Source organism: Bordetella sp. (assembly GCF_057362025.1).
On record NZ_JBMQQZ010000100.1, the window covers coordinates 31398 to 54486 of the forward strand.

General features: G+C 65.7%; 26 protein-coding genes. 14 read left to right on the top strand and 12 right to left on the bottom strand.

Translation table 11 applies throughout. The features are described 5' to 3' along the window. Positions 1-261 precede the first annotated feature (261 nt). A complete protein-coding gene (locus tag ACO1P8_RS22410) occupies positions 262-1176 on the top strand; it encodes a 2OG-Fe(II) oxygenase (RefSeq protein ID WP_486298152.1) in 915 nt (304 codons plus the stop codon). On the opposite strand, the gene ACO1P8_RS22415 is transcribed toward ACO1P8_RS22410, so the two are convergent. Continuing rightward, positions 1164-1574, bottom strand: coding sequence for a hypothetical protein (locus ACO1P8_RS22415; protein WP_486298053.1), 411 nt, complete (start codon positions 1572-1574; stop codon positions 1164-1166). The genes ACO1P8_RS22410 and ACO1P8_RS22415 overlap by 13 nt on opposite strands. A 149-nt stretch (positions 1575-1723) precedes the next feature. Between ACO1P8_RS22415 and ACO1P8_RS22420 the strand changes: the two genes are divergently transcribed. The 6 genes from ACO1P8_RS22420 (at position 1724) to ACO1P8_RS22445 (ending at position 6668) form a co-directional block, all read left to right on the top strand. Continuing rightward, positions 1724-2659 carry an aldose 1-epimerase gene (locus ACO1P8_RS22420; protein ID WP_486298054.1) on the top strand — a complete coding sequence of 312 codons (936 nt, stop codon included), beginning with the start codon at positions 1724-1726 and terminating at the stop codon, positions 2657-2659. Between the two features lie 86 nt (positions 2660-2745). Continuing rightward, positions 2746-3360 carry a DUF2946 family protein gene (locus ACO1P8_RS22425; protein ID WP_486298055.1) on the top strand — a complete coding sequence of 205 codons (615 nt, stop codon included), beginning with the start codon at positions 2746-2748 and terminating at the stop codon, positions 3358-3360. A 10-nt stretch (positions 3361-3370) separates the two neighbouring features. After that, on the top strand, positions 3371-3946 hold the full coding sequence (locus ACO1P8_RS22430) for an NUDIX hydrolase (protein WP_486298056.1): 576 nt from the start codon (positions 3371-3373) through the stop codon (positions 3944-3946). Then, positions 3943-4698: a leucyl/phenylalanyl-tRNA--protein transferase gene (gene aat, locus ACO1P8_RS22435; RefSeq protein ID WP_486298057.1), complete on the top strand. Its 756-nt coding sequence runs from the start codon at positions 3943-3945 to the stop codon at positions 4696-4698. Before ACO1P8_RS22430 ends, aat begins: the two co-directional genes overlap by 4 nt. 60 nt (positions 4699-4758) lie before the next feature. After that, a complete protein-coding gene (locus ACO1P8_RS22440) occupies positions 4759-5502 on the top strand; it encodes an arginyltransferase (protein ID WP_486298058.1) in 744 nt (247 codons plus the stop codon). Between the two features lie 116 nt (positions 5503-5618). Beyond that, positions 5619-6668 (top strand): quinone-dependent dihydroorotate dehydrogenase, encoded by a 1050-nt coding sequence (locus ACO1P8_RS22445; RefSeq protein WP_486298059.1) that lies wholly within the window; start codon positions 5619-5621, stop codon positions 6666-6668. Positions 6669-6788: 120 nt separating this feature from the next. Here the strand turns inward: ACO1P8_RS22445 and phaP are convergent, their stop codons facing one another. Further along, the gene (phaP, locus tag ACO1P8_RS22450) at positions 6789-7373 is read right to left on the bottom strand and encodes a TIGR01841 family phasin (RefSeq protein WP_094840405.1); all 585 of its coding nucleotides are present in this window, start codon (positions 7371-7373) and stop codon (positions 6789-6791) included. 464 nt (positions 7374-7837) lie between these two features. Here phaP and ACO1P8_RS22455 point away from each other — a divergent pair, with 464 nt between their 5' ends. Continuing rightward, positions 7838-8815, top strand: coding sequence for a tripartite tricarboxylate transporter substrate binding protein BugD (locus tag ACO1P8_RS22455; protein ID WP_486298060.1), 978 nt, complete (start codon positions 7838-7840; stop codon positions 8813-8815). A gap of 149 nt (positions 8816-8964) precedes the next feature. On the opposite strand, the gene ACO1P8_RS22460 is transcribed toward ACO1P8_RS22455, so the two are convergent. From ACO1P8_RS22460 to ACO1P8_RS22470, 3 genes are all read right to left on the bottom strand, one after another. After that, positions 8965-9846 carry an IclR family transcriptional regulator gene (locus ACO1P8_RS22460; protein WP_486298061.1) on the bottom strand — a complete coding sequence of 294 codons (882 nt, stop codon included), beginning with the start codon at positions 9844-9846 and terminating at the stop codon, positions 8965-8967. Positions 9847-10085: 239 nt separating this feature from the next. Next, positions 10086-10895: a competence/damage-inducible protein A gene (locus tag ACO1P8_RS22465; RefSeq protein ID WP_486298062.1), complete on the bottom strand. Its 810-nt coding sequence runs from the start codon at positions 10893-10895 to the stop codon at positions 10086-10088. Positions 10896-10916: 21 nt separating this feature from the next. After that, positions 10917-11717: an EI24 domain-containing protein gene (locus ACO1P8_RS22470; RefSeq protein ID WP_486298063.1), complete on the bottom strand. Its 801-nt coding sequence runs from the start codon at positions 11715-11717 to the stop codon at positions 10917-10919. Between the two features lie 59 nt (positions 11718-11776). On the opposite strand from ACO1P8_RS22470, the gene ACO1P8_RS22475 reads away from it, so the two are divergent. Beyond that, positions 11777-12157: a thioredoxin family protein gene (locus ACO1P8_RS22475; RefSeq protein WP_486298064.1), complete on the top strand. Its 381-nt coding sequence runs from the start codon at positions 11777-11779 to the stop codon at positions 12155-12157. A 22-nt stretch (positions 12158-12179) separates the two neighbouring features. Here the strand turns inward: ACO1P8_RS22475 and ACO1P8_RS22480 are convergent, their stop codons facing one another. From ACO1P8_RS22480 to ACO1P8_RS22490, 3 genes are all read right to left on the bottom strand, one after another. Next, on the bottom strand, positions 12180-13637 hold the full coding sequence (locus ACO1P8_RS22480; protein ID WP_486298065.1) for a DEAD/DEAH box helicase: 1458 nt from the start codon (positions 13635-13637) through the stop codon (positions 12180-12182). Between the two features lie 232 nt (positions 13638-13869). Further along, positions 13870-14199, bottom strand: coding sequence for an AzlD domain-containing protein (locus ACO1P8_RS22485; protein WP_486298153.1), 330 nt, complete (start codon positions 14197-14199; stop codon positions 13870-13872). A gap of 8 nt (positions 14200-14207) precedes the next feature. Beyond that, positions 14208-14954 carry an AzlC family ABC transporter permease gene (locus ACO1P8_RS22490; protein ID WP_486298066.1) on the bottom strand — a complete coding sequence of 249 codons (747 nt, stop codon included), beginning with the start codon at positions 14952-14954 and terminating at the stop codon, positions 14208-14210. A gap of 137 nt (positions 14955-15091) precedes the next feature. Between ACO1P8_RS22490 and ACO1P8_RS22495 the strand changes: the two genes are divergently transcribed. The 4 genes from ACO1P8_RS22495 (at position 15092) to ACO1P8_RS22510 (ending at position 17938) form a co-directional block, all read left to right on the top strand. Further along, complete coding sequence (locus ACO1P8_RS22495) at positions 15092-16012, top strand: branched-chain amino acid transaminase (protein ID WP_486298067.1); 921 nt, start codon at positions 15092-15094, stop codon at positions 16010-16012. A gap of 122 nt (positions 16013-16134) precedes the next feature. Beyond that, on the top strand, positions 16135-16347 hold the full coding sequence (locus ACO1P8_RS22500; protein WP_486298068.1) for a zinc-finger domain-containing protein: 213 nt from the start codon (positions 16135-16137) through the stop codon (positions 16345-16347). A 56-nt stretch (positions 16348-16403) separates the two neighbouring features. Then, entirely contained in the window at positions 16404-16826 is a 423-nt protein-coding gene (locus tag ACO1P8_RS22505) for a nuclear transport factor 2 family protein (RefSeq protein WP_486298069.1), read from the top strand. A gap of 14 nt (positions 16827-16840) precedes the next feature. Next, positions 16841-17938: a YheT family hydrolase gene (locus ACO1P8_RS22510; protein WP_486298070.1), complete on the top strand. Its 1098-nt coding sequence runs from the start codon at positions 16841-16843 to the stop codon at positions 17936-17938. Positions 17939-17987: 49 nt separating this feature from the next. On the opposite strand, the gene ACO1P8_RS22515 is transcribed toward ACO1P8_RS22510, so the two are convergent. After that, the gene (locus ACO1P8_RS22515) at positions 17988-19502 is read right to left on the bottom strand and encodes a M48 family metalloprotease (protein ID WP_486298071.1); all 1515 of its coding nucleotides are present in this window, start codon (positions 19500-19502) and stop codon (positions 17988-17990) included. Positions 19503-19573: 71 nt separating this feature from the next. Between ACO1P8_RS22515 and galU the strand changes: the two genes are divergently transcribed. Beyond that, positions 19574-20419, top strand: coding sequence for a UTP--glucose-1-phosphate uridylyltransferase GalU (galU, locus tag ACO1P8_RS22520; RefSeq protein ID WP_094840394.1), 846 nt, complete (start codon positions 19574-19576; stop codon positions 20417-20419). 31 nt (positions 20420-20450) lie between these two features. Here the strand turns inward: galU and ACO1P8_RS22525 are convergent, their stop codons facing one another. The 3 genes from ACO1P8_RS22525 to ACO1P8_RS22535 form a co-directional block, all read right to left on the bottom strand. Further along, the gene (locus tag ACO1P8_RS22525) at positions 20451-21311 is read right to left on the bottom strand and encodes a cytochrome c oxidase assembly protein (RefSeq protein WP_486298072.1); all 861 of its coding nucleotides are present in this window, start codon (positions 21309-21311) and stop codon (positions 20451-20453) included. 101 nt (positions 21312-21412) lie between these two features. After that, positions 21413-22534 carry a porin gene (locus tag ACO1P8_RS22530; protein ID WP_486298073.1) on the bottom strand — a complete coding sequence of 374 codons (1122 nt, stop codon included), beginning with the start codon at positions 22532-22534 and terminating at the stop codon, positions 21413-21415. 43 nt (positions 22535-22577) lie between these two features. Continuing rightward, positions 22578-22913 (bottom strand): hypothetical protein, encoded by a 336-nt coding sequence (locus tag ACO1P8_RS22535; RefSeq protein WP_486298074.1) that lies wholly within the window; start codon positions 22911-22913, stop codon positions 22578-22580. Positions 22914-23089 lie beyond the last annotated feature (176 nt).

The following is a 23089-nucleotide window of genomic DNA, read 5'->3' on the forward strand; positions in this document are numbered from 1 at the left end:
TTGGTATGCGCTAACGCAAGGACCGCCGACCGGATTGGAAGTGCGGCATTACCCCATACGCACATTGCGCAGCGGTTACACAAAATCGCGCTTGTGCATGACACTGCCACAATGCGTTCAGCCATTCGCAAGCAGTTCATCGCCAAGTCGTCATATCGCTCGCATCGCCGCGAAGCGTCGTCATCGTCGAGGCTTCCCGCCGCCGTGCTTCGGAAGCGGGGCAACGATGGCCTGCAACATGCGGGACATACCATCGTCCCCATGGCCATCACTGTCAGATTCTCCGATCAGGTGCGCGACTGGATCGCGCACAACCTCCATCGCGGCGTCGCCGCGCGGGACATCGTTTCCGAATTGATCGCGCACCGCACGGCACCCGACCTGGCCGCCGCAATGGTGGGCGCCGTCGCGCACGCGCTGGCGCACGGCACGCCACTGCCGGAGGGAAAACTGGTGCTCGATGCGACCGTGGACGGGAAGGCCGCGCCTTCCGCTTATCGGCCGGACGCCATGCGGCTGGCGGCCGGGCCGCTGATCCGCACTCCCGACCGCGATGTGCGCGTGCTCGCGCGCATGATCCGGCCCAGTACCGCGATCCTGGCCGACGTGTTGGATACGGACGAATGCGCGCAGCTGATCGCCGCGGCGCGGCCGCGGCTGCGCCGATCGCTAGTGGTGGATCCCATAACGGGCCTGGATGTGGCGAAGGACCACCGCAGCAGCCTCGGCATGTTTTTTCGCCTGGGCGAAACGGCATTGATCGAGAAAATCGAGCGGCGCATCGCCTGCCTGATCGACCGCCCGGTGGAAAATGGCGAGGGGCTGCAGATCCTGCACTATCCGGCCGGCGCGGAAAGCGCCCCGCACGTCGATTACCTGATGCCCGCCAACGAGGCCAACCGCGAGTCCGTGGCACGCAGCGGCCAGCGGGTATGCACGCTGATCATGTATCTCAACGACGTTCCCGCCGGCGGTGAAACGACGTTTCCGGAGTCGGGCTGGTCGGTGTCGCCGCGCCAGGGCCACGCGGTGTACTTCGAATACGGCAACGCGGCCGGGCAAACCGACCCGGCCTCGTTGCATGCCGGCGCGCCGGTGTTGGCCGGCGAAAAATGGATCGCGACGAAATGGGTGCGCAGCCGCCGCTTCGTGCCGCGCGGCGCTCAGTGCCCGTAGCGATTGTCCTTGGCGCCACGGCTTCCGGCCGTGCCGCCTGCCGGGTCGCCGACCGAGCCCGGCGCACCCTGGCTGCCCTTGACGGTGCCCTGGGCCGGCAGGCCGGACGAGGGGCCGCCCGGCGGCGATACGGACGTGGGTGGCGTCGCGGTGCCCGGCGTTACGGCCGGCGTACGGGGCCGCTGCGCGTTCGGCCCCATGTCCGACCCGGGCACGGGCTGGTTCAGGCCCGTCCCGGCGGGTTGATTGCCCGGCATGAGGGGCCGTGAGCTTCCCGACGACGATCGCTGGTCCGCGGCCTGTACGCCGGATACCGCCCACGGCGCCATCGTCAACGCGATGGCGGCGGCGATGCAGAGCAGGACGCGCGCCGGCGGATGTTTTTTCGCCTTTTTCATGATGAGGCTCCATGTGTGGGGACCGGAGGCAGCCGCCGCGGAACCATGCGCCCCACGCGGCGCGAAAGGCGCGCCGCAAAGCGTGTTCCCGCCGCTTCGAATGGGCATACCTATAATCGGTCGATGAACCGCAACGATCCCGCGCCCGTATGAACGAGGACAACCACACGATACTGCGTCTGGAACACGGCGATGCCAGCGTCGATATCTGCCCCCGCCTGGGCGGCACCCTGCTGCGCTACACATGGCGCGGCGTGCCCATCCTGCGGCCCAGCGACGGCGTGCCCGAAATCGCCCGCCTGACGGCCTGCTATCCGCTGCTGCCCTTTTCGAATCGCCTCGCGGGTGGCCGGCTCGCGTTCGGCGGCAGGGTTTATGCCATTCCGCGCACCGTCGACTACGCACCCCTGCCCATGCACGGACTGGCCTGGCAGCTTCCATGGCACGTGCAGGCCAGGACCCGCGCGAGCGCGGACCTGGCGCAGGCGTACACGCCCCGCGGCACGGAACCCGGATGGCCGTTCCCGTACACGGCCCGGCAGGTTTTCCGGCTGGACGACGACGGCCTGCACATGACACTTTCGATCCGCAATACCGGCGCGGAACCGCAGCCGGCCGGCCTGGGTTGGCACCCGTATTTTCCGCGTACGCCGCAAACGCGGGTGTGGGCCGATGTCGGCGACATGTGGATCAACGATGATGCCAACCTGCCGCGGCGCCTGCAGCCGGCTCCGGCTGCGCTGGCATCCGGCATGCTGGCCGAAGGCGCCAGCTACGACAATGTCTTCCGCGGCTTCGGCGGCCGCGCAGCCATCGCCTGGCCGGAACGCGATACCGCCGTCACGCTGCGAGCCGACGCGACATTCAGTCATCTGGTCATTTTCACGCCGCCCGGCAAACCGTATCTGGCGGTCGAACCCGTTTCGCACATGACGGACGCGTTCAATCGCTATACGGCCGCCGGTGGCACGGGCAATCCCGGACATGACGCGGACACCGGCACCACGGTGCTGGAACCAGGCGCAATGCTGACGGGCGGCATGTCGCTATGCCCCTCGACGCTGCGCGATGCCGGCATCGCCTGACCCGCCGGACGCCGCGATCGCGGCATATCGATACGCTCGGTCGCGCGCGACACCGCGCACGATGAACACTGACCCAGGAGACCATCATGGACGCCTCCGTACTCGACGCCATCGCCCGCTGGCCCAACGTACCCGCCGTGGCGGGCTGGCTATCGCTGAATGCCGCGGGCCAGTGGCGGCTGCATCCGGAAGGCGACGCGGCGCGCGGCGGAGCGGGCGTCTCCATCGGCAACCCCGCGATCCTGGCCTACATGGCGCGCAACTACGATCACGACGACCAGGGACGCTGGTTTTTCCAGAACGGTCCGCAGCGGGTCTATGTCCGGCTGGATGCGGCGCCCTATATTCTGCGCACCGGCGCCGATGCGTCCACCCTGGAGACCCACACCGGCCTGCCCGTGCATGAGGTAACCGCCTGGTACCTGGACGAATCGCACCGGCTGTATGCACGGACCGACGCCGGCCCCGGGATGGTCGCAGGACGCGATGTGCCGGCCCTGATGGACGCCATGCGGCTGGAAGACGGAACCGATGCGCTGGAAGCGGCAGCCCGGCTGGACGATACCGGCGCCCTGCAGGTGCGCCATCCGGCATCCGGCAGCGCCGTGCCGCTGCGCCGCGTGCACCGCGACGCCCTGGAACAGGAACTGGGTTTCGTCGCCAATCCGCTCCCTTCCCCTGCCGACCGGGCTAGCCGTTAGAATCGGCATCATGAGCGAAAAGCCCACCCACTATTTCCCGGCGCCCCGCCGTGCCAGCTTTTGCAGCCAGTGCGGTTCCCCCGTCGACCGGCGTGTGCCGGACGGCGATAACCGCGAACGCGATATCTGCGATCACTGCGGCGCCATCCATTACCAGAATCCCCGTGTCGTGGTGGGTACCCTGCCGGTCTGGGAAAACCGTATCCTGCTGTGCCGTCGCGCGATCGAGCCCCGCTACGATACCTGGACCCTGCCGGCCGGCTTCATGGAACTGGGCGAAACCACGGCCCAGGGCGCGGCGCGCGAAACGCTGGAGGAATCCGGCGCCCGGGTGGAACTGGGCCAGCTGTTCACCGTCATCGACGTGCCCCAGGTGGATCAGGTGCATATTTACTATCTTGCCCGCGCGCTCAGCCCGGACCTCGACCCCGGGCCGGAAAGCCTGGATGCGCGTTATTACGACGAAGCCGAAATTCCCTGGGATGAGCTGTCGTTTCGCACGGTGGTCACCACGCTGCGGCACTTCCTGGAAGACCGCCGCCGCGGCGTCTTCGGTGCCCATCGCTATTCGCTAGAACATCATTGAAGCTGCCCTGGGTTGATCCCGATACGCCTCTGCCGCCGGTCGAGTGCGCGATGAGCGACCCCGACGGCCTGCTGGCGGCCGGCGCCGATCTGTCGGTGCAGCGGCTCACGGAGGCCTATTCGCGCGGCATATTTCCCTGGTATTCGGAGGGCGAGCCGGTCCTGTGGTGGTCGCCCGATCCGCGCATGGTGCTGGCCTGCGAGGACTTCGTCGTCTCGCATTCGATGGCCAAGCTGCTGCGCCGGCTGGCCCGCGAGGAACAGCAGCCCCATCCGCGCGTGCAGGTGCGCGTGGACACCGCGTTCGAGCGGGTGCTGACGGCCTGCGCCGCGCCGCGCGATCGGTTGTCCGGCACATGGATCACCGAAGACATGCGCGACGCCTACGCCGCCTGGCACCGTGCGGGCGCGGCGCACAGCGTCGAAACCTGGGTGGACGGCGAACTGAGCGCGGGCCTGTACGGCATCAGCCTGGGCGGCATGTTCTATGGCGAATCCATGTTCACCCATGTCTCCGATGGTTCGAAGATCGCGCTGGCGCACCTGGTGCGATTTTTGCAAAACCACGGGGTTCCATGGATAGACTGCCAGCAACAGACCCGTCATCTGGCCAGCCTGGGCGCGCGCCCCGTCCCCCGCGCGCGCTTTGTGGCCCGCGTGGCGGAACTGGTAACGTTGCCGGCGCCGCCCTGGCAGTGTGGCAGGCTCGATACGCGTGGACGCCTGCTGCCTTTAGGCGAGACGACGCCCTAGCGCCTTAGGCGTTATCATGTCCGCAGCGCCACAGGGCCTCACACCTGCTGGCGAGCGCGCATGAGCCAGCTAAAAGAACTTCCTTTTTCCACCCTACAGTTCTATGCCACGGCCCCCTACCCTTGCAGCTACCTGCCTGGGCGCCAGGCACGCTCACAAGTTGCCGCGCCCGGGCACCTGATCCACGCCGGCACGTATTCGCAACTGGTGGAACAGGGTTTCCGGCGCAGCGGCCTCTTCACCTACCGGCCGCACTGCGACAGTTGCCAGGCATGCATCCCGGTGCGCGTGGATACCGAGCACTTTGCGGCCAGCCGCAGCCAGCGGCGCGCATGGAAGCGGCATGGCGATCTGCGCTCCTTCGTGGCCGAGCTGGCCTGGTCGCCCGAACACTACGAGCTCTACACCCGCTATCAGCAGGGTCGCCACCCGGGCGGTGGGATGGATGAGGATAGCCGGACGCAGTATGCGCAGTTTTTGCTGACCAGCCGGGTCAACACGCGCCTGGTGGAGTTCCGCGCGCCCGACGGCACGCTCGCGATGGTCTCGATCATCGATGTGCTGGACGAGGGGCTGTCCTCCGTCTACACCTTCTATGACCCGGACCTGCCCGGCAGCCTGGGAACCTACAGCATCCTGTGGCAAATCGAGCAGTGCCGCGCCCTGGATCTGCCCTGGCTATACCTGGGCTACTGGATCGCGGCCAGCCGCAAAATGGCCTACAAGGCGGGTTTCCGCCCCGCCCAACTGCTGATCGACGGTAACTGGCGCGACCCGCCCGCCGAGGACGATACGGCGTCCTGAGGCGTGTCGCGCGGCGTCCCCGGATTTCTTCCGGCCCTTCCCCGGCTCGCACCCGCACGCGCTGAAACCCGCTCGAACGCGCCATCCGCAGGCGGATCGCTCTACAATGCCGCCCCATGTCTATCCTGTTCCAAGCCTATCCCCTCGCGCGCCGGGCGCTGTTCGCCATGGATGCGGAAACCGCCCACGAAGTCACGCTGAAAACGCTGCAGCGCGCCTACGATTGCGGCGCGACCCGTTCGTTGATGCATGCCGCGCCGCTCGCGCCCATCACCCTGATGGGGCTGCGCGTGCCGAACGCCGTCGGGCTCGCCGCGGGTCTGGACAAGAATGGCGCGCATATCGATGCGCTAGGCAACCTGGGCTTCGGCTTCGTGGAAGTCGGCACGGTTACGCCGCGTCCGCAGCCTGGCAACCCCAAGCCGAGGCTGTTCCGCCTGCCCCGCGCCAATGCGCTGATCAACCGGCTGGGATTCAACAACCTGGGCCTGGACGCTTTTATCGCCAATGTGCAGCGCAGCCAGTGGCGCGCGCGCGGCGGCATTCTGGGCCTGAATATCGGCAAGAACGCCGACACGCCAATCGCCCAGGCCGCGGACGATTATCTGAAGGGCCTGCGCGGCGTTTTCCCGCACGCGGACTATGTGACGGTCAACATTTCGTCGCCCAATACGCAGAACCTGCGCTCCCTGCAGGGCGGCGACGAGCTGAACCACCTGCTGGAGCGCCTGCGCGAGACGCGCCAGCAGCTTGCCGATACCCATGGCCGGGATGTGCCGCTGGCAGTCAAGATCGCCCCCGACCTGGAGCCGGAGCAGGTCGACGCGATTGCCGATATCCTGCCGCGCTATGGCGTGAACGGCGTCATCGCGACCAATACCACGCTGTCGCGGGCGGCCGTGGCCGGCCTGCCGCATGCCGAAGAGGCCGGCGGCTTGTCCGGTCCGCCGGTGCATGAACTCAGCCTGGCGGTCATCTCGCGGCTGAAACAACGGCTGGGATCTGCCTTGTCCATTATCGGCGTGGGCGGCATCCATAGTGGGCGCCAGGCCGCCGAAAAGATGGCCGCGGGCGCGGATGCGGTGCAGTTGTACACCGGGCTGATCTATCGCGGGCCGGCCCTGGTCCGCGAATGCGTGGACGCCACCGCGGTACGGGCACGGTAGCGCCCCGGCGCGCCCAAAAAAAAGGGCCGCCCATTCAGGCGGCCCAGCTCCAGCTCTGCTCAAACTGGTCTACCACGATAGCACCCGCGACAGCGGGGCGCCGGTACCGGCCCGAAGAACTCAGGCGGCGGCGCGGCGGCTACGGGGCGATGCAACCTTGTTGGCGGCGTCGGCGGCATCCGAAGCAGCCTTGAAGGTCGCGTTGGCGGCGGCATTCAGATTGGATTCGGCGACTTCGGCGGCCTGCTTGGCGGCCTTGCTCATCGAATCGTACGCGCTGGTGGCGGTCGCCAGCGAAGACTTGATCAGCGCGACGGCACCTTCCGTGCCGGTCGGGGCGTTCTTGGCCAACTGATCGATGGCTTCGGACAGCTGCGCCTGGTTGTCGGCGATATGCTCTTCGCCCAGCTTGACCAGTTCACCCTGCACTCCGGCGACGATGTCATACACATGCTTGCCGTAGGCCAGCGCCTTTTCCGCGCTGGGTTGCACCAGGCCGGTGGAGAAGGCCAGGGCTTCCTGCGGGTCCTTGACGTCGGCAGCTTGCTGCGAACGCAGCGCGACTTCATCGATGGAGGCCTTGATAACCTTCAGGTTCAGGTCCACGAGTTTCTCGAAGCCCGCGAAAAGCGCGGACTGCGTGGCGATCAGGGTGTTGATACCGGCCTTTTGGCGGGCGAAGACTTGTTGCGGAATAGCGCTCATAGGGAATCTCCTCGAGTTGCCCCTTCGCAGGGGGCGCAAATGGCGGGATGCGGAAGAAGATGCGAGGGTTCCATACTGCCGAAACACCCCAGGCTCGCGGCTACCACAATTCCCGAGCCGTTGTGCACTGCACAATTCACATTTTAGGCATCGCCGACGCGATGTCAAGCACTTTTGGTGCGTCGCAACAAACCCACACAATTCGGCGGGGTATCACGTTCCCGCACCGCCGGACTATCGCTTCCCGGGCAGCCTGTCGCTTCAGTATGACGGCGCATCATGACAGCGCATCTACCGGCAAAAGATAGAGAGACCGTGAAAACGGCGCAACATGGGGAAACAACTAGGGTGACGCGTCCCTGCTTATTGCCTAGACTGGCATGCAGAGTAGGCCCGTAGAGGCCCTCGCAGCAATTGCACTTGCACCCGTATGCGGGTATGCACCCGCAAATTGAGGAGACAACATGCCTTTCCCTTTCCGTCGGCTGGCTGCCGTTCTTGCGGCTGTCGCGCTATCCGCGGCCGGTGCCGCCCAAGCAGAGTACCCGGACCACGTCGTCAATATGGTGGTCCCGTTCGCCGCCGGCGGGCCTACCGACAACGTCGCGCGATCGCTCGCCGAAGCCATGCGCCCGTCGCTCGGGCAATCGATCATTGTCGAGAACAAGGGTGGCGCCGGCGGCACGATAGGCACGACCTTCGCCGCGCGGGCACCGGCGGACGGCTATACGGTCCTGCTGATGCACGTGGGTTTTTCGACAGCGCCCTCGCTGTACAAGGACCCCGGCTACGACCCGTTCAAGAGCTTCGAACCGATCGGCCTGGTGGTGGACGTGCCGATGACCATCCTGGCGCGTGACAACTTCCCGCCGAACAACATCAAGGAATTGGCCGAGTACGTCAAGAAGAACGCCGACAAGATCACGCTGGCCAACGCGGGCATCGGCGCCGCCAGCCATCTGTGCAGCGTCATGCTGAACGAGGCCTTCGGCGTGCAACTGCTGACAGTGCCCTACAAGGGGACGGCCCCTGCCATGAACGACCTGCTCGGCAAGCAGGTGGACATGCTGTGCGACCAGACGACGAACACCACGCAGCAGATCAACGCGAAGAAGGTAAAGGCGTATGCGGTCACCAGCCTGAAGCGGGTTGCCACCCTCCCCGATCTGCCGACGATGGACGAATCGGGCTACAAGGGGTTCCAGGTCGGCATCTGGCACGGCATGTGGGTGGCCAAAGGCACGCCCAAGCCGGTGGTCGACAAGCTGGTCAAGGCCCTGCAGGCCGGCCTGAAGGACCCCAAGTTCCAGGAGCGCATGCGGACGCTGGGCGCCGCGGTGCTGGTGGACGACGCCAACCCGCAGGCCCTGGATGCCAAGGTCAAGCAGCAGGTGCCGCAATGGGCCGAGCTGTTCAAGAAAGCCAATATCCAAAAACAATAACATCCGCCGCGCGACCCGCGTAGCGGGATAGCGCGAGAACCCCGGTCCGCCGGGGTTCGTCGAAAGCCCGGCCCGTGCTTGCACCGTCCGGGCTTTTTTTCGCGATATCGCCAGCCCCCGCGGGTGCCATCCGCTCGGGGACAACGGGTTCAGGCGGCCTGGGCGCCATCCTGCCGGCCGGCCACTCCACCCTCCACCCCTGCCTGGCCGAATGCCGTTTCCGCGACGCGGACGTCATAGCCCAGCGATGAGGAAATCCGCGCGGCCGTATCCATCAGGCGCGCGATCCATTCGTCCTGCATGCGTTCGGCGGGCGCCGAAATCGACAGCCCCGCGACGAGCTTGCCGCTATCGTCATGGATGCCGGCGGCGATGCAGCGCACACCGACTTCCAGCTCTTCGTTATCGCGCGCGTAGCCGTGGCTGCGCACTTTGGATAGCTCTCGCTCCAGCAGGTCCAGCCGCGTCAGGCTGTTGTCGGTATGGCCTTTCAGCCCGGTGCGCAAGGCGTAGGCGCGAACCTGCCTGGGTTCGGCCATGGAAAGGAAGAGCTTGCCGGTCGAGGTAAGGTGCAGCGGCGCGCGCCCGCCGATGGCGCGCACCACCTGCATCCCGGAACGTTCGCTCCAGGCCCGGTCGATATAGACGATCTCGTCGCCTTGCTGCACCGAGAGATTGACCGTCTGGCCGGTCAGCTCGTGCAGATCCTGCATAGGCCCCTTCGCCGCGTCGCGCACGTTCAGGCGCCCTTTGACCAGGGACCCGAGTTCCAGCAGGCGCATACCGAGCTGGTACACGCCATTGTCCACCCGTTCGACGTAGCGGCCCACGACCAGATCGTTCAGGATGCGGTGCGCCGTGGACGCGTGCAGGCCCGTCGTTGCCGCGAGCTCTTTCAAGGTGACCGGTTCGGGCTGGGCCGCCAGCGCATCGAGCAGCCGCATGGCACGCTCGATGACCTGGATCGCGATGGTCGCGTGGCCATCGCCTGGCTGATGGGCGCTGCTTGCTTGGGATGAGGGGCGGGTCATAAGCTCTGCGCGCCGGTCCCGCGTGGTCCGCGCGGGAAGCACGGCAATGCGGCGGCGCAATATTTCGTTATTTCCCGTATTGTGAAATACGTCGCGCGCTTTGGCAACCTGAACGGCCGCCCGGAAGCTGCCGGGCCCAGGCCACCGGCGTGGCCTGGCCAGACGGAAGAGGCCACGCGGATAGGCAGAGGGCCAGGCTGGGGACGGCTGCCGTCGCGCGCCCGGGTGAAGCAGACAGGTCAGGCGGACGGCGTCAAACGGCCGCCCAGGCGCTCTACTTCGGCGCGAAGGTAATTCATCGCTTCCGCCGCCGCGCCCGGTTCTCCCTTGACCCCGAGGTCGATGTGGGGCGATTTGCCGTCTTCGCCGACGCTGGGCAGGCTGAACGCCTTCACCCCGGGCCAGCGCGCCTGGATTTCGTCCATGACGGGCGCGATGCGGGATTCGGGCAGGCCGTAGACCAGGAAGGCATGCTCGGCATGCGCCGTTTGATGATGCAGATGGCGGTATCGCGTATCGAGCGTCCGCTCCAGCATGGGCCAGGCCATGACGGGAAAGCCGGGCACGAAGGTATGTTCCCGAATGAAAAACCCCGGGATCCGGTTGAACGGATTGGGAACGATCTCGGAGCCCTGGGGAAAGCGGCCCATTTCCAGGCGGCGCTGGTTCTCCGGGGTACTCATATCCGCACTGCCCTGTCCGTTCGCGGCCATTTCGGCGCAACGCAGCGTGATCTCGCGTTCGGCATCGGGATGCAGCGCCAGCGGCAGATCCAGGGCCGCGGCGGCCGCCTGGCGGGTGTGGTCATCCGGCGTGGCGCCGATACCGCCGCAGGAAAAAACGATATCGCCTCCTGCGAAGCTGCGCCGGTAGGCGGCGATCAGGGTGTCCCGGTCATCCGGCAGGATTTCGGCCCAGGCCAGTCGCAATCCACGCGCGGATAGCAGTTCCACGACCTTGGAAAAATGCTTGTCCTGCCGACGACCGGACAGGATTTCATCGCCGACGATGATAAGGCCGACGCGGGGCGTCGCGGGATCGAGAGACATTTCGGATTCCATCAAATAAGGTCAGCGGCCCATCTCGATGACTTTTTCCTGGCGCAAGCGCTGCAGGGCATCCAGGCCGTAATGCGCGAAGACCAGCGCCGAAAACACCGGCAGGAATACCCAGGCGGGCGGCAGCAGATTGATCAGCGAGCACACCAGCCCGATGATCCAGAAGCCCGTATTGTGCCGGCGCATCAGGATGCGCCTTTCCTCCGGGCTGGCGTGTTCGACGATGGCATCGATGCGCATCATGCGCGAAAACGCGAAGGCCCACCAGAAGATGGACAGCAGTACCGCCATGGGGGGTACCAGCCATAGCGGCAGGGTCAGCAGCCACCCCAACGCGAATGCCAGGCTGACCCATACGGCGTTCCAGACACTGACCGCGGTGCCGAACTTGCCCTGTTTGCCGACGGCCGCGTATTCCCGTTCGCCGACGTGGCGCAAGACCAGCGGCATAACGAAAATCGCCGCGATGGCCAGGCCCAGGATGCCCGAGACCGGCAGCAGGATGGCCGCCGCCACCACGGGCACCAGGTATACCTTCAGCGAAAACAATCCGACCGCAACCAGCCATTCGTCGACGCTGTTGACGACGCTCCATCGCGACGCCTCGTCGCGCAGCCAGTCGGTCAGGGGCGTCCAGCAGAACCACAGCAGCAGGATCGCGCCGACCAGCGCGATAAGGAAAGGCAGCAGCACCGCGAACAGCATGGCGGGATGGCATTGCGATACCGCCGCCCGCCTGAAGGCCTGCCAGACGCCGGCCAGGCCGGCTGACGCGGGCGGCGGATTCGTCGGGGAATAGGGAGAGGCGGGCATGAGGGTCGTCCGGTTGTGCATCGCAGGTATGATAGTTAAATACTTCCGCCGCTGCCGATATGTCAGTCCTAGAACCCGGTAAAGATCGTGCCGCCCTGCGTGGCCTGCTTCAACGTCCCGACATCGACCTGGTCGCCTGCTTCTGCGCCGCTTGGTGCGACACCTGCCGCGAATACCGGCCCAAGCTGGAGCAGCTCGCCGCGCAGGCCGATGCGGCGGTCTTCGTCTGGATAGACATCGAAGACCATCCCGAACTGCTGGGGGAGGAGGAAGTGGAAAACTTCCCGACGCTGCTGGTGCAACGCGCGGGCAAGACGGTTTTTTTCGGCCCCATGCTGCCGCACATCGGGCATCTGGAACGCCTTATCGCGTCCTTGGGACCGGACAGCGCCGCGCTGCCGACCCAGCTGCCCGATATCCGCGCGCTACTGGCGGAATAGTCCGGGCAAACGGTTCAAGGGTTCAGGACGGCTTGCGGGTGCCGCCCAGCAGCACGGCCACCTTGCGTTTGGATGCGGCGGCCCGGTCGGCCGGCGCTTCGCCCTCGGGATTGGATTCCGGCGCGGGGTTGCTGGGCACGTAAGGCTTGAAGAAGAAGTCGTCCACGGGTGCCTGCCGTGCGCCCGATTCGCCATAGCGCCGTTCGCCGGACGAACGCCCGCGTGGCTCGCGGCGGTCGCGGGCACCGCGCGCTTCATCGCCATGACCGTGGCCACGGCTGCGCGAAAGCAGCTCGACCGGCACGTCGAGCTCGCCGCGCGGCACCGGCCGCTTGATCAGTTTTTCGATGTCCAGCAACAGGCGCTCTTCGCTGGGGGTAAACAGCGCGATGGCTTCGCCGGAGGCGCCGGCGCGGCCCGTGCGGCCGATTCGGTGCACGTAATCTTCGGCGTTGTACGGCAGGTCGTAATTGATCACGCAGGGCACGCCGGCCACGTCCAGCCCGCGCGCCGCGACATCCGTGGCCACCAGCACTTCGAGTTGTCCCGCCTTGAAGGCATCCAGCGCCTTCATGCGATCGGCCTGGCTTTTATCGCCGTGGATGGATTCAGCCTTGATGCCGTCGCGCTCCAGTTCGCGCGCGAGCCTGGCGGTGCCGATCTTGGTATTCGAAAAAACGATAACCTGGTTCAAATTGCGCGACTTGACCAGATGAACGACAGCGGCGCGCTTTGCCTCGCTGCTCATTTCGTAGGCGATCTGCGTCACCGTGTCCGCCGTGGCATTGCGCGCCGCGACTTCGAGTTCGACCGGGTGGCTGAGATACGAACGCGCCAGCTTACGGATCTCGTTGCTGAACGTCGCGGAGAACAGCAGATTCTGGCGCTGCCCGGGCAACAGCCTGATGATGCGTTCCAGGTCGGGCAGAAAGCCCATGTCCAGCATGCGGTCCGCTTCGTCCAATACCAGGATGCCGACCTGGCCCAGATTGACGTTCTTCTGCTCGACATGGTCCAACAGCCGGCCAGGGGTGGCGACGAGGATCTCGCAGCCGTTGCGCAGGCTTTCCTTCTGCGGCCCGATGTCCACGCCGCCGAACACCACGGCCGAACGCAGCGGCGTGCGCTTGCTGTAGCGCTTGACGCTTTCGGCGACCTGGTCGGCCAGCTCGCGCGTGGGGGTAAGGATCAAGGCCCGCACGGGGTGGCGCGCCGGCGAGGCGCTGCTATTGGCCATCGGCATCAGCCGGTGCAGGATGGGTACCGTGAACGCGGCCGTCTTGCCGGTACCGGTTTGCGCCGCACCCATGACGTCGCGCCCGGCGATCACCACGGGGATGGCCTGCGCCTGGATGGGGGTGGGAACGGTGTAGCCAGTTTCCGTAATCGAGGCGAGCAGCAGTGGATGCAGATCGAAGTCCGAAAACGCGAGTGTCGGCGCATCCGTTGAAGGTGCTGCGGAAGGATTGGTTTCAGTCATGGGGTAGGCAGATACCGGTGCCACGTGCAAGCACGAAAACAGAAGGAATCAGGCCCGGATTGCTGTGGATAAGTTCATTTTAGCGCAGGTAGGACTCCACGCCAGTTCTGTAGCGAATTTATTCGGGACGGAACACCGGCCGGCGTTGCCGGTCAGGCAACCGCCGGCGGTGCGCTCGCCGCCCGAGCGGCGGCGCGGACGTCCCCTGCGCAGCCGCCATGCGCCCCCGCCGCTAAGGCGCCAGCCAGCGCAACCCCCACAGCACGAGCATGCCGCTGACGATGACGAGTACCGCGCTGCGCGTGCGCAGGAAAACCAGCACGCCGACGATGCCGGCCAGCAGCTTCATATCCAGCAACGGCCCGACGCCTGCCCGCCAGGGCAGCAGGTCCGGAACGATGATGGCCGTCAGGGCCGCCGCCGGGGCATAGCGCAGGGCGCGCCGCACGCTGTCGGACAAGGGCAGGTAATCCCCGAACACCTGATAACCGGCGCGGGTGATCAGACTGCAGAGGGCCAACAGCGCGATGGCGGCATAGACGTATGCGTCCTCGGATGCCATATCCAGGTTCATGCGCGGCTCCGCACGCGGCGTTCCACCAGCATGCCGGCCGCCACGCCGGCAAACACCGCGGCCGCCAGCCCGAGCCGCAAGGGAAAGACCTGGCCGTACCACGCCGTCGCCGCCGCGGCCGCCATCGCCGCCAGCATGGGCCGGGTCGTCGCCAGGGGTACTACGATCGCAAGCAGGGCCAGCACGGCGGCGAAGTCCAGCGACCAGGCGGCCGGTACCAGCGAACCCAGGTAGATGCCGGCGATCGACGTCCCCTGCCAGACGAACCAGCTGGGCGCGATCGTCCCGATAAAGAACCAAAGCTGTTCGCGCGTGCCGCGCACGCGCGCATCGCCGTAGCGCGGGATGAACAGCACGAAACCCATATCGGTGGTGAAGTAGCCCAGTGCCAGGCGGCGCGGCCACGACAAGTGGCGGAAAAACGGATGCAGCGCCGCGCCGAAAATCAGGAAACGCAGATTCACGACGAAACCGGCGGCGAAGATCAGCCACAGCGGCGCGCCCGAAGCGATCAGCGGCAGCGACGTCAACTGCGCGGATCCGGCATACAGCGCCAGCGACATCAGCAGCGCCATGTTTTCGGACAGTCCCGACTTGACCATGGCGATCCCGGTTACCAGCCCCCAAGCGCCGGTGGCGACCATGGTAGGCGCGACGGCACGCAGGCCTTCCCTTGCGGCGGTCCAGCGCGCCTGGCGGACCGCAAGGCCTTCGGAATCGGAAACTGCCGGTTCGGACGACAAGGACTGACCTGAGCTGGAAGGAAACCGGCGGCGCGGCCGGACAAAAAATGCACCGCGGACGAGCCCGCGGCGCACCGGAATGGGGCGTATTGTAGCCGGCTGCTTGATACAATACGGCCCAATCAAGGAGAACGAACATGTCGATGGCCGACCGCGACGGATTCATCTGGTATGACGGCAAACTGGTTCCCTGGCGGGATGCCACGACGCACGTCCTCACCCATTCGCTGCATTACGGCCTGTCCGTGTTCGAAGGCGTCCGTGCCTACAAGACGGACGGCGGCACCGCCATCTTCCGGCTCAAGGATCACACCAAGCGCCTCTTCAATTCCGCGCACATCTACCAGATCATCATCCCTTACGACGCCGAAACCCTGGAAGCGGCGCAATGCGAAGTGGTGCGCGCCAACCAGCTGGAATCCTGCTATCTGCGTCCGCTGGTGTTCTACGGCTCGGAAAAGATGGGCGTGTCGCCCAAGGGCGCCAAGGTCCATGTGGCCATCGCCGCCTGGCCCTGGGGAGCCTACCTGGGCGAGGAAGCCCTGGCCGAAGGGATACGCGTCAAGGTCTCGTCCTTTGCGCGCCAGCACGTAAACGTGACCATGCCGCGCGCCAAGGTGGCCACCACCTATGCCAATTCCATCATCGCCAACGCGGAAGCGCTGCAGGACGGCTATGACGAAGCGCTGCTGCTGGATACGGAAGGCTTCGTCGCCGAAGGCGCCGGCGAAAACATCTTCATCGTCAAGGACGGCGTGGTCGTGGAACCCGAAATCGCCTCGGCGCTGACCGGCATTACCCGCTCCACCATCCATGCCCTGGCGGCGGACCTCGGAATCCCCGTTCTTACCCGCCGCCTGACCCGCGACGACGTCTATATTGCCGACGAAGCCTTCTTCACCGGCACGGCGGCCGAAGTCACCCCGATCCGCGAAGTGGACAACCGCCGCATCGGTACCGGCCGGCGCGGCCCCGTCACGCAGCGCCTTCAGCAAGCGTTCTTCGATCTTGTCCAAGGCCGCAATGCCAAATACCAGCACTGGCTGACCAAGGTTTGACCCGGGCGGGATGGGCCGCGCCCCCGTCGGTCAAGGACTGCGGGACGCACCTACTTACCCGGATATCGATTCCTCCGCTATCGTTGCGCTATTCACCGCACCCACCGTTTTCAGGAAACACCATGACCTCTGCCGCCACCGCCTCCAAGCACGAAACCATCGAGGTCGGCGCCGAAGACCTGCCCGTTTACTGCCCCGGCCCCAAGGCACCGCTCTGGAGCATGCACCCCCGCGTCTTTCTGGATGTGGCTCACACGGGTTCCGCGCGCTGTCCCTATTGCGGTGCCGAATACCGGCTGAAGCCCGGCACCGCTGTCGGCAGCCACGGGCACTGAAAGCCCACGCCTGCCCCCCCTTTCGTCCACTTCGTTTTCCGCTCGCCAAGCCGCCCATGTTCGCCACGCCGCAAGAAACCGAAGACGCCTTCTACGAGGCACTGGAACATGCCGACCTGACCCGCCTGATGCAGGTCTGGGCGGATGATGAGGAAGTCGTATGCATCCACCCGGGCGGACTGCGCGTGGTCGGCCTCAAGGCGGTAGAAGAATCCTGGCAGGCGATCCTTGCCGCCGGTCCACTGCACATCCGGCCGATGCAACCCGTGGTGATGCAAAGCATCGCCAGCGCGGTGCACATTCTGGTCGAGCACGTCGAAACCGCACGCGGCCCGCATGACGGCTATGTCAGTTGCTACGCCACGAACATCTATCACAAGGGAGCGACGGGTTGGCGCCTGGTCATGCACCACGCATCGGCGGCGCCGGCGGAAGCCGGACTGCTGGACCTGAGCGACGTTCCCGGCATGCTGCATTAGGCGGGTAACAGCTTTTGGCCACCGCTCGCCTGGATACCACTCCCTGCCCCGTACCGCGCTGGTTGCCCGATGGGCATAGCCAGACTTTGTACGCCGCCACCCTGGCCCGCTATCACCGCATCGCCTTCGTGCGCGAACGCGTCGATACGCCGGACGGCGATTTCATCGACATCGACTGGACCGGCCCGGGCTTGTTCCCGCATAAATCCGCAGATGGCCAGCCGGCGACGGCACCTCCGGTAGTGACGGCCAAGTCCGCGGCGGCACGTTGGATCACGGAAGCCGATTGGGCATCGCTGCCCCAGTTGCCGGGCACGCCGGCACTGGTGCTTTTTCACGGGCTGGAAGGCGGCAGCCTGAGCCGCTATGCGCAAGCCATCGCCCAGCATTTCCGTGCCCGCGGGTGGATCGTTGCCATCGCGCATTTCCGCGGGTGCTCCGGCACGCCCAACCGCCTGGCGCGCGCCTACTATTCCGGCGATTCTGACGAAGTGGGCTTCATGCTCGACAGCGTTCGCGCGCGTGTGCCCCATGCGCGCTGGCATGCGGTCGGCGTCTCGCTGGGCGGGAACGCGCTGCTGAAGTACATCGGCGAACAGCAACAGACGGTGGACTGGCTGGCGGCCTGCGCCGGCATTTCAGTCCCGCTGGACCTCGTCGCGGGGGGCAACAGCCTGTGCCGCGGGTTCATCAATCGCCATGTCTACACCGCCTATTTCCTGCGCACCATGAAGCATAAAGTGCTGGAAAAGGCGCGCCGCTTTCCCGGCGCCATCGATGTCATGCGCATCGCCCACGCGCGCAATCTGCGCGACTTCGACGACGCCTATACGGCACCGATGCATGGATTCCGCAACGCGCTGGATTACTGGACACGCGCGTCCAGCAAGCCGTGGCTGGCCGCCATCGCGGTCCCCACGCTGGTGCTCAACGCACGCAACGACCCGTTCTTCCCGGAGCCCGCGCTGCCCGGCCCGGCGGACTGCTCCGCCAAGGTACTCCTGCATCAGCCCGCGAATGGCGGCCACGCGGGCTTTCCCACCGGCGCCTTTCCGGCCCATCTGGGATGGCTGCCGCAACGCCTGGGCCGGTTCTTCGAAACCGGCAGCTGAGGTCCGGCCCGCGCGGGCCTGCCCGGTTTGCATTTTCAGCGAGACCCGATCAGCTTTTGAAGCGTTGCAACAGCTGACGCTGCTCGTCCAGCTTGTCCCTGACTTCCTTGATCTGCACGTCGATCTGCGACGACACATAGAAGTCGCGCGATATGTCGCGCGCCTGCCGCAGTTGCGCTTCCGCCGCCGGCAAGGCACCGATCGCCGTGTAGTAGGTCGCCATGTCGCGCCGGGCCTGCACGCGGTCGCCGGTCCTTTCTTCGCTTTGCGCGAGCAACTGGTAGAACACGGGCTCGTCCTCGCCCCATTGCTTGACGCGGTCGCGCAGGAAGGCCTGGGCCTGGGCATCCCGCCCGGACTGCTGCAGGGCCTGCACATAGGCGATGGCAATGGCGTAACGGCCGGGCCAGGCTTTCCACGCGGTCTCGGCCAGCGATAAGGCGCGGACATGGTCCTTCTGCGCATTGGCCAGATCGATGGCCAATCTGTCCAGCTCCGGCGCGGACCGGCCATCGGCGGTGGCCAGTTTCAGGAAGTTATCCGCCGCGGGCAGATCCTCGCGCCGCATGGCACTCAGCGCAAGGCCATAATATGCGGCCGATTGCCGCACACCCGTCAGCGTCCGCGTCTCGTCCTGGAACAGCTGGGTGGTGGTGCGCAGTCCCGCCGTATCCTGCCCCTGGATCACGCGCATCTTGGCGCGCACGTACCAGTAGTCGGTGCTGTCCACGTGATGCCCCGGCGGCAGGTTGCGCACGCGGTTCTCGATATCGGACATACGGTCGATGGACAAGGGGTGGGTGGACGCCCAGGCACCTCCACCGGTCCCCTCGTTCAGGCGCGATGCGCTCATCAAGCGCTCGAACATATGCGACATGCCGCTGGGGTTGTACCCCGCGCTCGTCAGCATCTGGAAGCCGGCCCGATCGGCTTCGCGTTCGGCATCGCGCGAAAAACCGAGCTGCCGATCGATCGCGGCTGCCTGGCCGAAGGCGGCCACGCCAGCCGCCAGGTTGCCGCCGCCACCGGCCAGCGCGGCGAGCAGAGCGCCCGCGACGGAGGCCAGCATGATGGCATTGGTCTGGTTGCCCTGCGTCATCCCGCGCGCGATGTGCCGCTGCACCACGTGGCCGATTTCGTGCGCCAGCACCGCGGCCAGCTCGGACTCGCTCTTCGTCGCCACGACCAGGCCGCTATTCACGCCGATATATCCCCCCGGCAAGGCGAACGCGTTGATCTCGGGATCCCGCACACCGAACATGTCCACCGTGGGCACGGCCCCGGGAGAAAACGACGCCAGCTTGCGTCCCATCGCAGTCAGGTATTGGTTGATTTCCGGGTCAGCGATATACGTCGGGTCACGGCGGCCTTCGGCCATGATGACGTCGCCCAGCTGCCGTTCCGCGTAGGGCGACAACTGGTCCGCCGACGCGGCACCCATCGAGGGTAGGCCCACCGGCTGAGTCCATGCGGACGATGGCGCTCCACTTAATAATGAAGCACAAAGCAACAGCATGAGCGGCTTATTTACGTAGGCCGACTGCCGCGAAGTCCCGTGTTTCATGCGAGTATCATACCCAGGCACAAAGTATTCTTTCCCTAGCTATAGCGATATTTCATCATATTGAGGCTCCGATGCGACCCATAAGAAAAGCTGTATTTCCCGTTGCGGGCATGGGCACCCGCTTTCTGCCGGCCACCAAGGCCATGCCCAAGGAAATGCTTCCAGTCGTGGACAAGCCCCTCATCCAGTACGCCGTGGAAGAGGCCGTGGCCGCGGGCATCACAGACCTCGTATTTGTCACCGGCCGCAACAAGCGCGCCATTGAAGATCACTTCGACTCCGCGCCGGAATTGGAGTCTGACCTCGAAAAGAAAGGCAAGTTCGAACTGCTTAACATGGTGCGGGGCATTCTGCCGGCCGGCGTCAACTGCATTTATATCCGGCAGTCGGCGCCCCTGGGGCTGGGCCATGCGGTATTGACGGCCGAGCCCGCCGTCGGCAACGAGCCCTTCGTCGTCGTGCTGGCCGACGACCTTATCGATGCCGACACGCCTGTGCTCAAGCAATTGGTGAATACCGCCATCAAGTATGACGGCAGCGTACTCGGCGTACAGGATGTACCGCGCTCCGAAACGAAGAAGTACGGGATCGTGGCCGCGCGCAAGGTTGACGAGCGCACGGAGCGCGTCACGCATATCGTGGAAAAGCCCGAGCCGGACGATGCGCCCTCCACGCTGGCCGTCGTCGGCCGGTACGTGCTGGAGCCGGAAATCTTCGAACACCTGCGCGCCACCAAGATGGGTGCCGGCAACGAAATCCAGCTGACCGACGGTATCGCATCGCTGATGCGCGAACGCGCAGTCTTCGCGCACCGCTATGAAGGCACGCGCTACGACTGCGGCAACAAGCACGGGATGTTCCAGGCTACCGTCGCGCTGGGACGCAAGTACCACGGCCTGGAGCCGGATCAGGAATAAGGCCGGACCAACCGGCAGTCGGGTTGACGCGCTAGCGGATAGCGGGCGGCGCCGTCATCCCGACACGCCCGCGCCGCTTGCGCGTGGGCAGCCGCCCTTTGCCGGACAAGCGCATCAGGGTTCCCAGCGCAACCAGCAGGCCGATCAGTTCCACCAGCGCGGCGGGAATCCACATCGTCAAGCCGCCTATGCTCTGGTCCATCAGCGCCGGCATGGCAATCGCCCGGCCGCATAGCTCGAACAAGGGATAGAGATCGCGCTGCGTCAGCGCGATATAGGCGCCGGCCACCATTTGCGGTGCCATGGTGAAGATCGGCGACAGAACCCGCCCGCCCGGCGACATGGCGGCTGGCGGACTGGGGCGCCGGTCCAGGATCAGGTTCCAGTACAGGAAGCCCGTGATCACGACGGACCAGTTCATCAGGCGGTACAGGCGCCAGTCCAGCATGGAATAGAACTGTATCGTCGGCAGTAGCCACACGACGACCAGGAAAACAAAGAGAACCGGCACCAGGATGCGGTGGGTCAGGACGGCTTCCACGCAGCGTCCCGCGGCCGTGGCGCGCATGTGATGCAGCCACTGCCGGGCGACGGGTGGCAGGCCGGCGCGCATGACCGACCCCGGGTAGGCCGCCATGATGACCAGCGGCCCAAGATGATGCAGGACCAGATGCTGAATGCGGTGAATGAAGAACATCCGTTCCGCGTAGTAGTCCAGGCGCGTATGCAGCGACAGGTAGAGCAGCACCATCCCGCTCCAGAACAGCGCCTTGCGCGCGCCCGAGACGCGATGCACGCGTCCGCCACGGACGAACAGGATTCCACCGGCGGCGAACAGGGCCACCAGCGTCGGCGAAAACTCCCAGGGGGTAAGCCAATCGAGCAGGAGCACGGAGACGATCCTGAAGCGCGCACCACCGGGAGGGCGATGCGCGGGATAGTCCATTGTAGTCGCCGGCCGGGACGGCGGCGCCGGCACCCCGGCCGCGGATGCTAGAACTGGTGGGTGATGCCCACCGCCACCCGCGTCGTGTGCGAATTGGCGGGATCGAACTGATTGTCCAGGGTGTAATTGCGCGCATAACCGGCGAAGGTATACAGGCTCGTGCGCGGTGAAAGCGGATAGATATAACCCAGCGTCGCCACCTGGGCGGTGCGCGCCGCCTTGCCGTCCTGCCAGGACCAGGAGGGTTTGGCAGGAGACCACTGCGCCACCAGGCTGCCCGGGCCCAGCGGCACCGTCGCGCCGATATACCAGGCGTCCACCCGTCCGCCATGGACGAAGGCGCTGGGTCCCAGGCCCAGGCCCAGCCCATCCGGATCGCCGCCGTCCAGCCCGACATAGCCGTCTTGCTGGCGCGACCAGGCCACCGCGATCTTGACGACATCGAAATCGTAGGCCACGCCCAACTGCAAGGCACGCGGACGGGCGCCCATTGCGACGGGCGCTCCCAGGCGCATCTCGTCCCAGGTAGCGATTGCCAGCAGGGGACCCTGCTCGTAGTGCAGTCCGATGCTGTACGCCCGGTTGTTGTTGGCCGTGCGGAATCCGGATGCACTGCCGTCGTCCGCATTGAAGGAATAGCCGAAGCCGACCTTCAGTCCGCCGACCGTGGGAGAAAAATAGTTGACCGTATTATCGAACTGGAAGTTGTCCGATGCCTTGAATGTCGAGCCCAGGCCCATGTCCTTCCAGCCGGCCTGTTCGAGCTCGCCGCCGAACTGGCGGCCGATGGTGGACTGTCGTCCCAGGCGGACTTCGCCCAAGGTGTCCCTTCCCAATCCCACCCAGGCGTTGTAGTTGAACAGGCGCCCGCTATCGTCTTCCACCAGCCCGTCCGCGGCATTGAAACCGGTTTCCAGCTGGAAGGAAGCATGCCAGCCGGCACCCAGATCTTCTTTGCCGCGCATGCCCCATAGCGAATCCGTCTGCCCGCCAGTGAGCAGCCCGTTGCTCGTACCTTGGCCGGAAGTGTGCTGGCTGGCAACGGCAAGATCGATCAATCCGTACAGCGTGACGTGGGTGCCCGGAGGATCGCCATCATCCGCGCTGGCGATAGTGGGATAAAACAACGCCGCGCTGGTAAGCGCGGCGAATAGAACAAATCGCTTCATTGCATGCAGCCCCAGAGATCAACGCCGCGTGCAAGTCTACCCTTCAAATTGCGACACCGCGGCGGTCGCCGAAGTGTACGTGCGCGATGTTCGGATGCGCCTGCAATTGGCGCGCTTGCGACATAAGTATCGATCTCATTTCAGCCGGACATTTAACGGTGATGCACGCCGAAGCGAGCTGCCTGTCGCCACCCTGGTCGACCTGCATCCTCGATACCGTCAGGCCCGCGGCCTTGAAGTCGGAGAAGATGTGCTTGCGCACCGCGCTCAACGCATCGCGCGGACAAACGACGGTCAGCCGCGAACTGGCATCGCGGCGATCGGGCATGGCGGCACGGTCCACGCCGGCACGGCGCAGGAACAAGTCGAAAACACGCATAGTGGCCTCCTTGCGAAGCGGGTGCCGCGTGGATACGCGTCGCGCCACCGCCTGCAATGCCCATGCCAGGCATGGCACGGAACGATTGCGGACGATGACGGCTGACGATTCGAACGACTTCGCTGCGTAACGGCAGCCCGTGCTCGCGCTGCATCCTGGCCGGGAAGGCGCTCGAC

Excerpts from the sequence above, each read along its gene's own strand:
- ACO1P8_RS22475 (WP_486298064.1), top strand. The coding sequence starts at position 11,777 with ATGTCAGTCCTAGAACCCGGTAAAGATCGTGCCGCCCTGCGTGGCCTG.
- phaP (WP_094840405.1), bottom strand. The coding sequence starts at position 7,373 with ATGAGCGCTATTCCGCAACAAGTCTTCGCCCGCCAAAAGGCCGGTATC.
- ACO1P8_RS22515 (WP_486298071.1), bottom strand. The coding sequence starts at position 19,502 with ATGAAACACGGGACTTCGCGGCAGTCGGCCTACGTAAATAAGCCGCTC.
- ACO1P8_RS22535 (WP_486298074.1), bottom strand. The coding sequence starts at position 22,913 with ATGCGTGTTTTCGACTTGTTCCTGCGCCGTGCCGGCGTGGACCGTGCC.
- ACO1P8_RS22455 (WP_486298060.1), top strand. The coding sequence starts at position 7,838 with ATGCCTTTCCCTTTCCGTCGGCTGGCTGCCGTTCTTGCGGCTGTCGCG.
- ACO1P8_RS22415 (WP_486298053.1), bottom strand. The coding sequence starts at position 1,574 with ATGAAAAAGGCGAAAAAACATCCGCCGGCGCGCGTCCTGCTCTGCATC.
- ACO1P8_RS22440 (WP_486298058.1), top strand. The coding sequence starts at position 4,759 with ATGAGCCAGCTAAAAGAACTTCCTTTTTCCACCCTACAGTTCTATGCC.
- galU (WP_094840394.1), top strand. The coding sequence starts at position 19,574 with ATGCGACCCATAAGAAAAGCTGTATTTCCCGTTGCGGGCATGGGCACC.
- ACO1P8_RS22505 (WP_486298069.1), top strand. The coding sequence starts at position 16,404 with ATGTTCGCCACGCCGCAAGAAACCGAAGACGCCTTCTACGAGGCACTG.
- ACO1P8_RS22485 (WP_486298153.1), bottom strand. The coding sequence starts at position 14,199 with ATGGCATCCGAGGACGCATACGTCTATGCCGCCATCGCGCTGTTGGCC.
- ACO1P8_RS22465 (WP_486298062.1), bottom strand. The coding sequence starts at position 10,895 with ATGTCTCTCGATCCCGCGACGCCCCGCGTCGGCCTTATCATCGTCGGC.
- ACO1P8_RS22495 (WP_486298067.1), top strand. The coding sequence starts at position 15,092 with ATGTCGATGGCCGACCGCGACGGATTCATCTGGTATGACGGCAAACTG.
- ACO1P8_RS22425 (WP_486298055.1), top strand. The coding sequence starts at position 2,746 with ATGGACGCCTCCGTACTCGACGCCATCGCCCGCTGGCCCAACGTACCC.
- ACO1P8_RS22410 (WP_486298152.1), top strand. The coding sequence starts at position 262 with ATGGCCATCACTGTCAGATTCTCCGATCAGGTGCGCGACTGGATCGCG.
- ACO1P8_RS22420 (WP_486298054.1), top strand. The coding sequence starts at position 1,724 with ATGAACGAGGACAACCACACGATACTGCGTCTGGAACACGGCGATGCC.
- ACO1P8_RS22445 (WP_486298059.1), top strand. The coding sequence starts at position 5,619 with ATGTCTATCCTGTTCCAAGCCTATCCCCTCGCGCGCCGGGCGCTGTTC.
- ACO1P8_RS22470 (WP_486298063.1), bottom strand. The coding sequence starts at position 11,717 with ATGCCCGCCTCTCCCTATTCCCCGACGAATCCGCCGCCCGCGTCAGCC.
- ACO1P8_RS22500 (WP_486298068.1), top strand. The coding sequence starts at position 16,135 with ATGACCTCTGCCGCCACCGCCTCCAAGCACGAAACCATCGAGGTCGGC.
- ACO1P8_RS22460 (WP_486298061.1), bottom strand. The coding sequence starts at position 9,846 with ATGACCCGCCCCTCATCCCAAGCAAGCAGCGCCCATCAGCCAGGCGAT.
- ACO1P8_RS22430 (WP_486298056.1), top strand. The coding sequence starts at position 3,371 with ATGAGCGAAAAGCCCACCCACTATTTCCCGGCGCCCCGCCGTGCCAGC.
- ACO1P8_RS22530 (WP_486298073.1), bottom strand. The coding sequence starts at position 22,534 with ATGAAGCGATTTGTTCTATTCGCCGCGCTTACCAGCGCGGCGTTGTTT.
- ACO1P8_RS22480 (WP_486298065.1), bottom strand. The coding sequence starts at position 13,637 with ATGACTGAAACCAATCCTTCCGCAGCACCTTCAACGGATGCGCCGACA.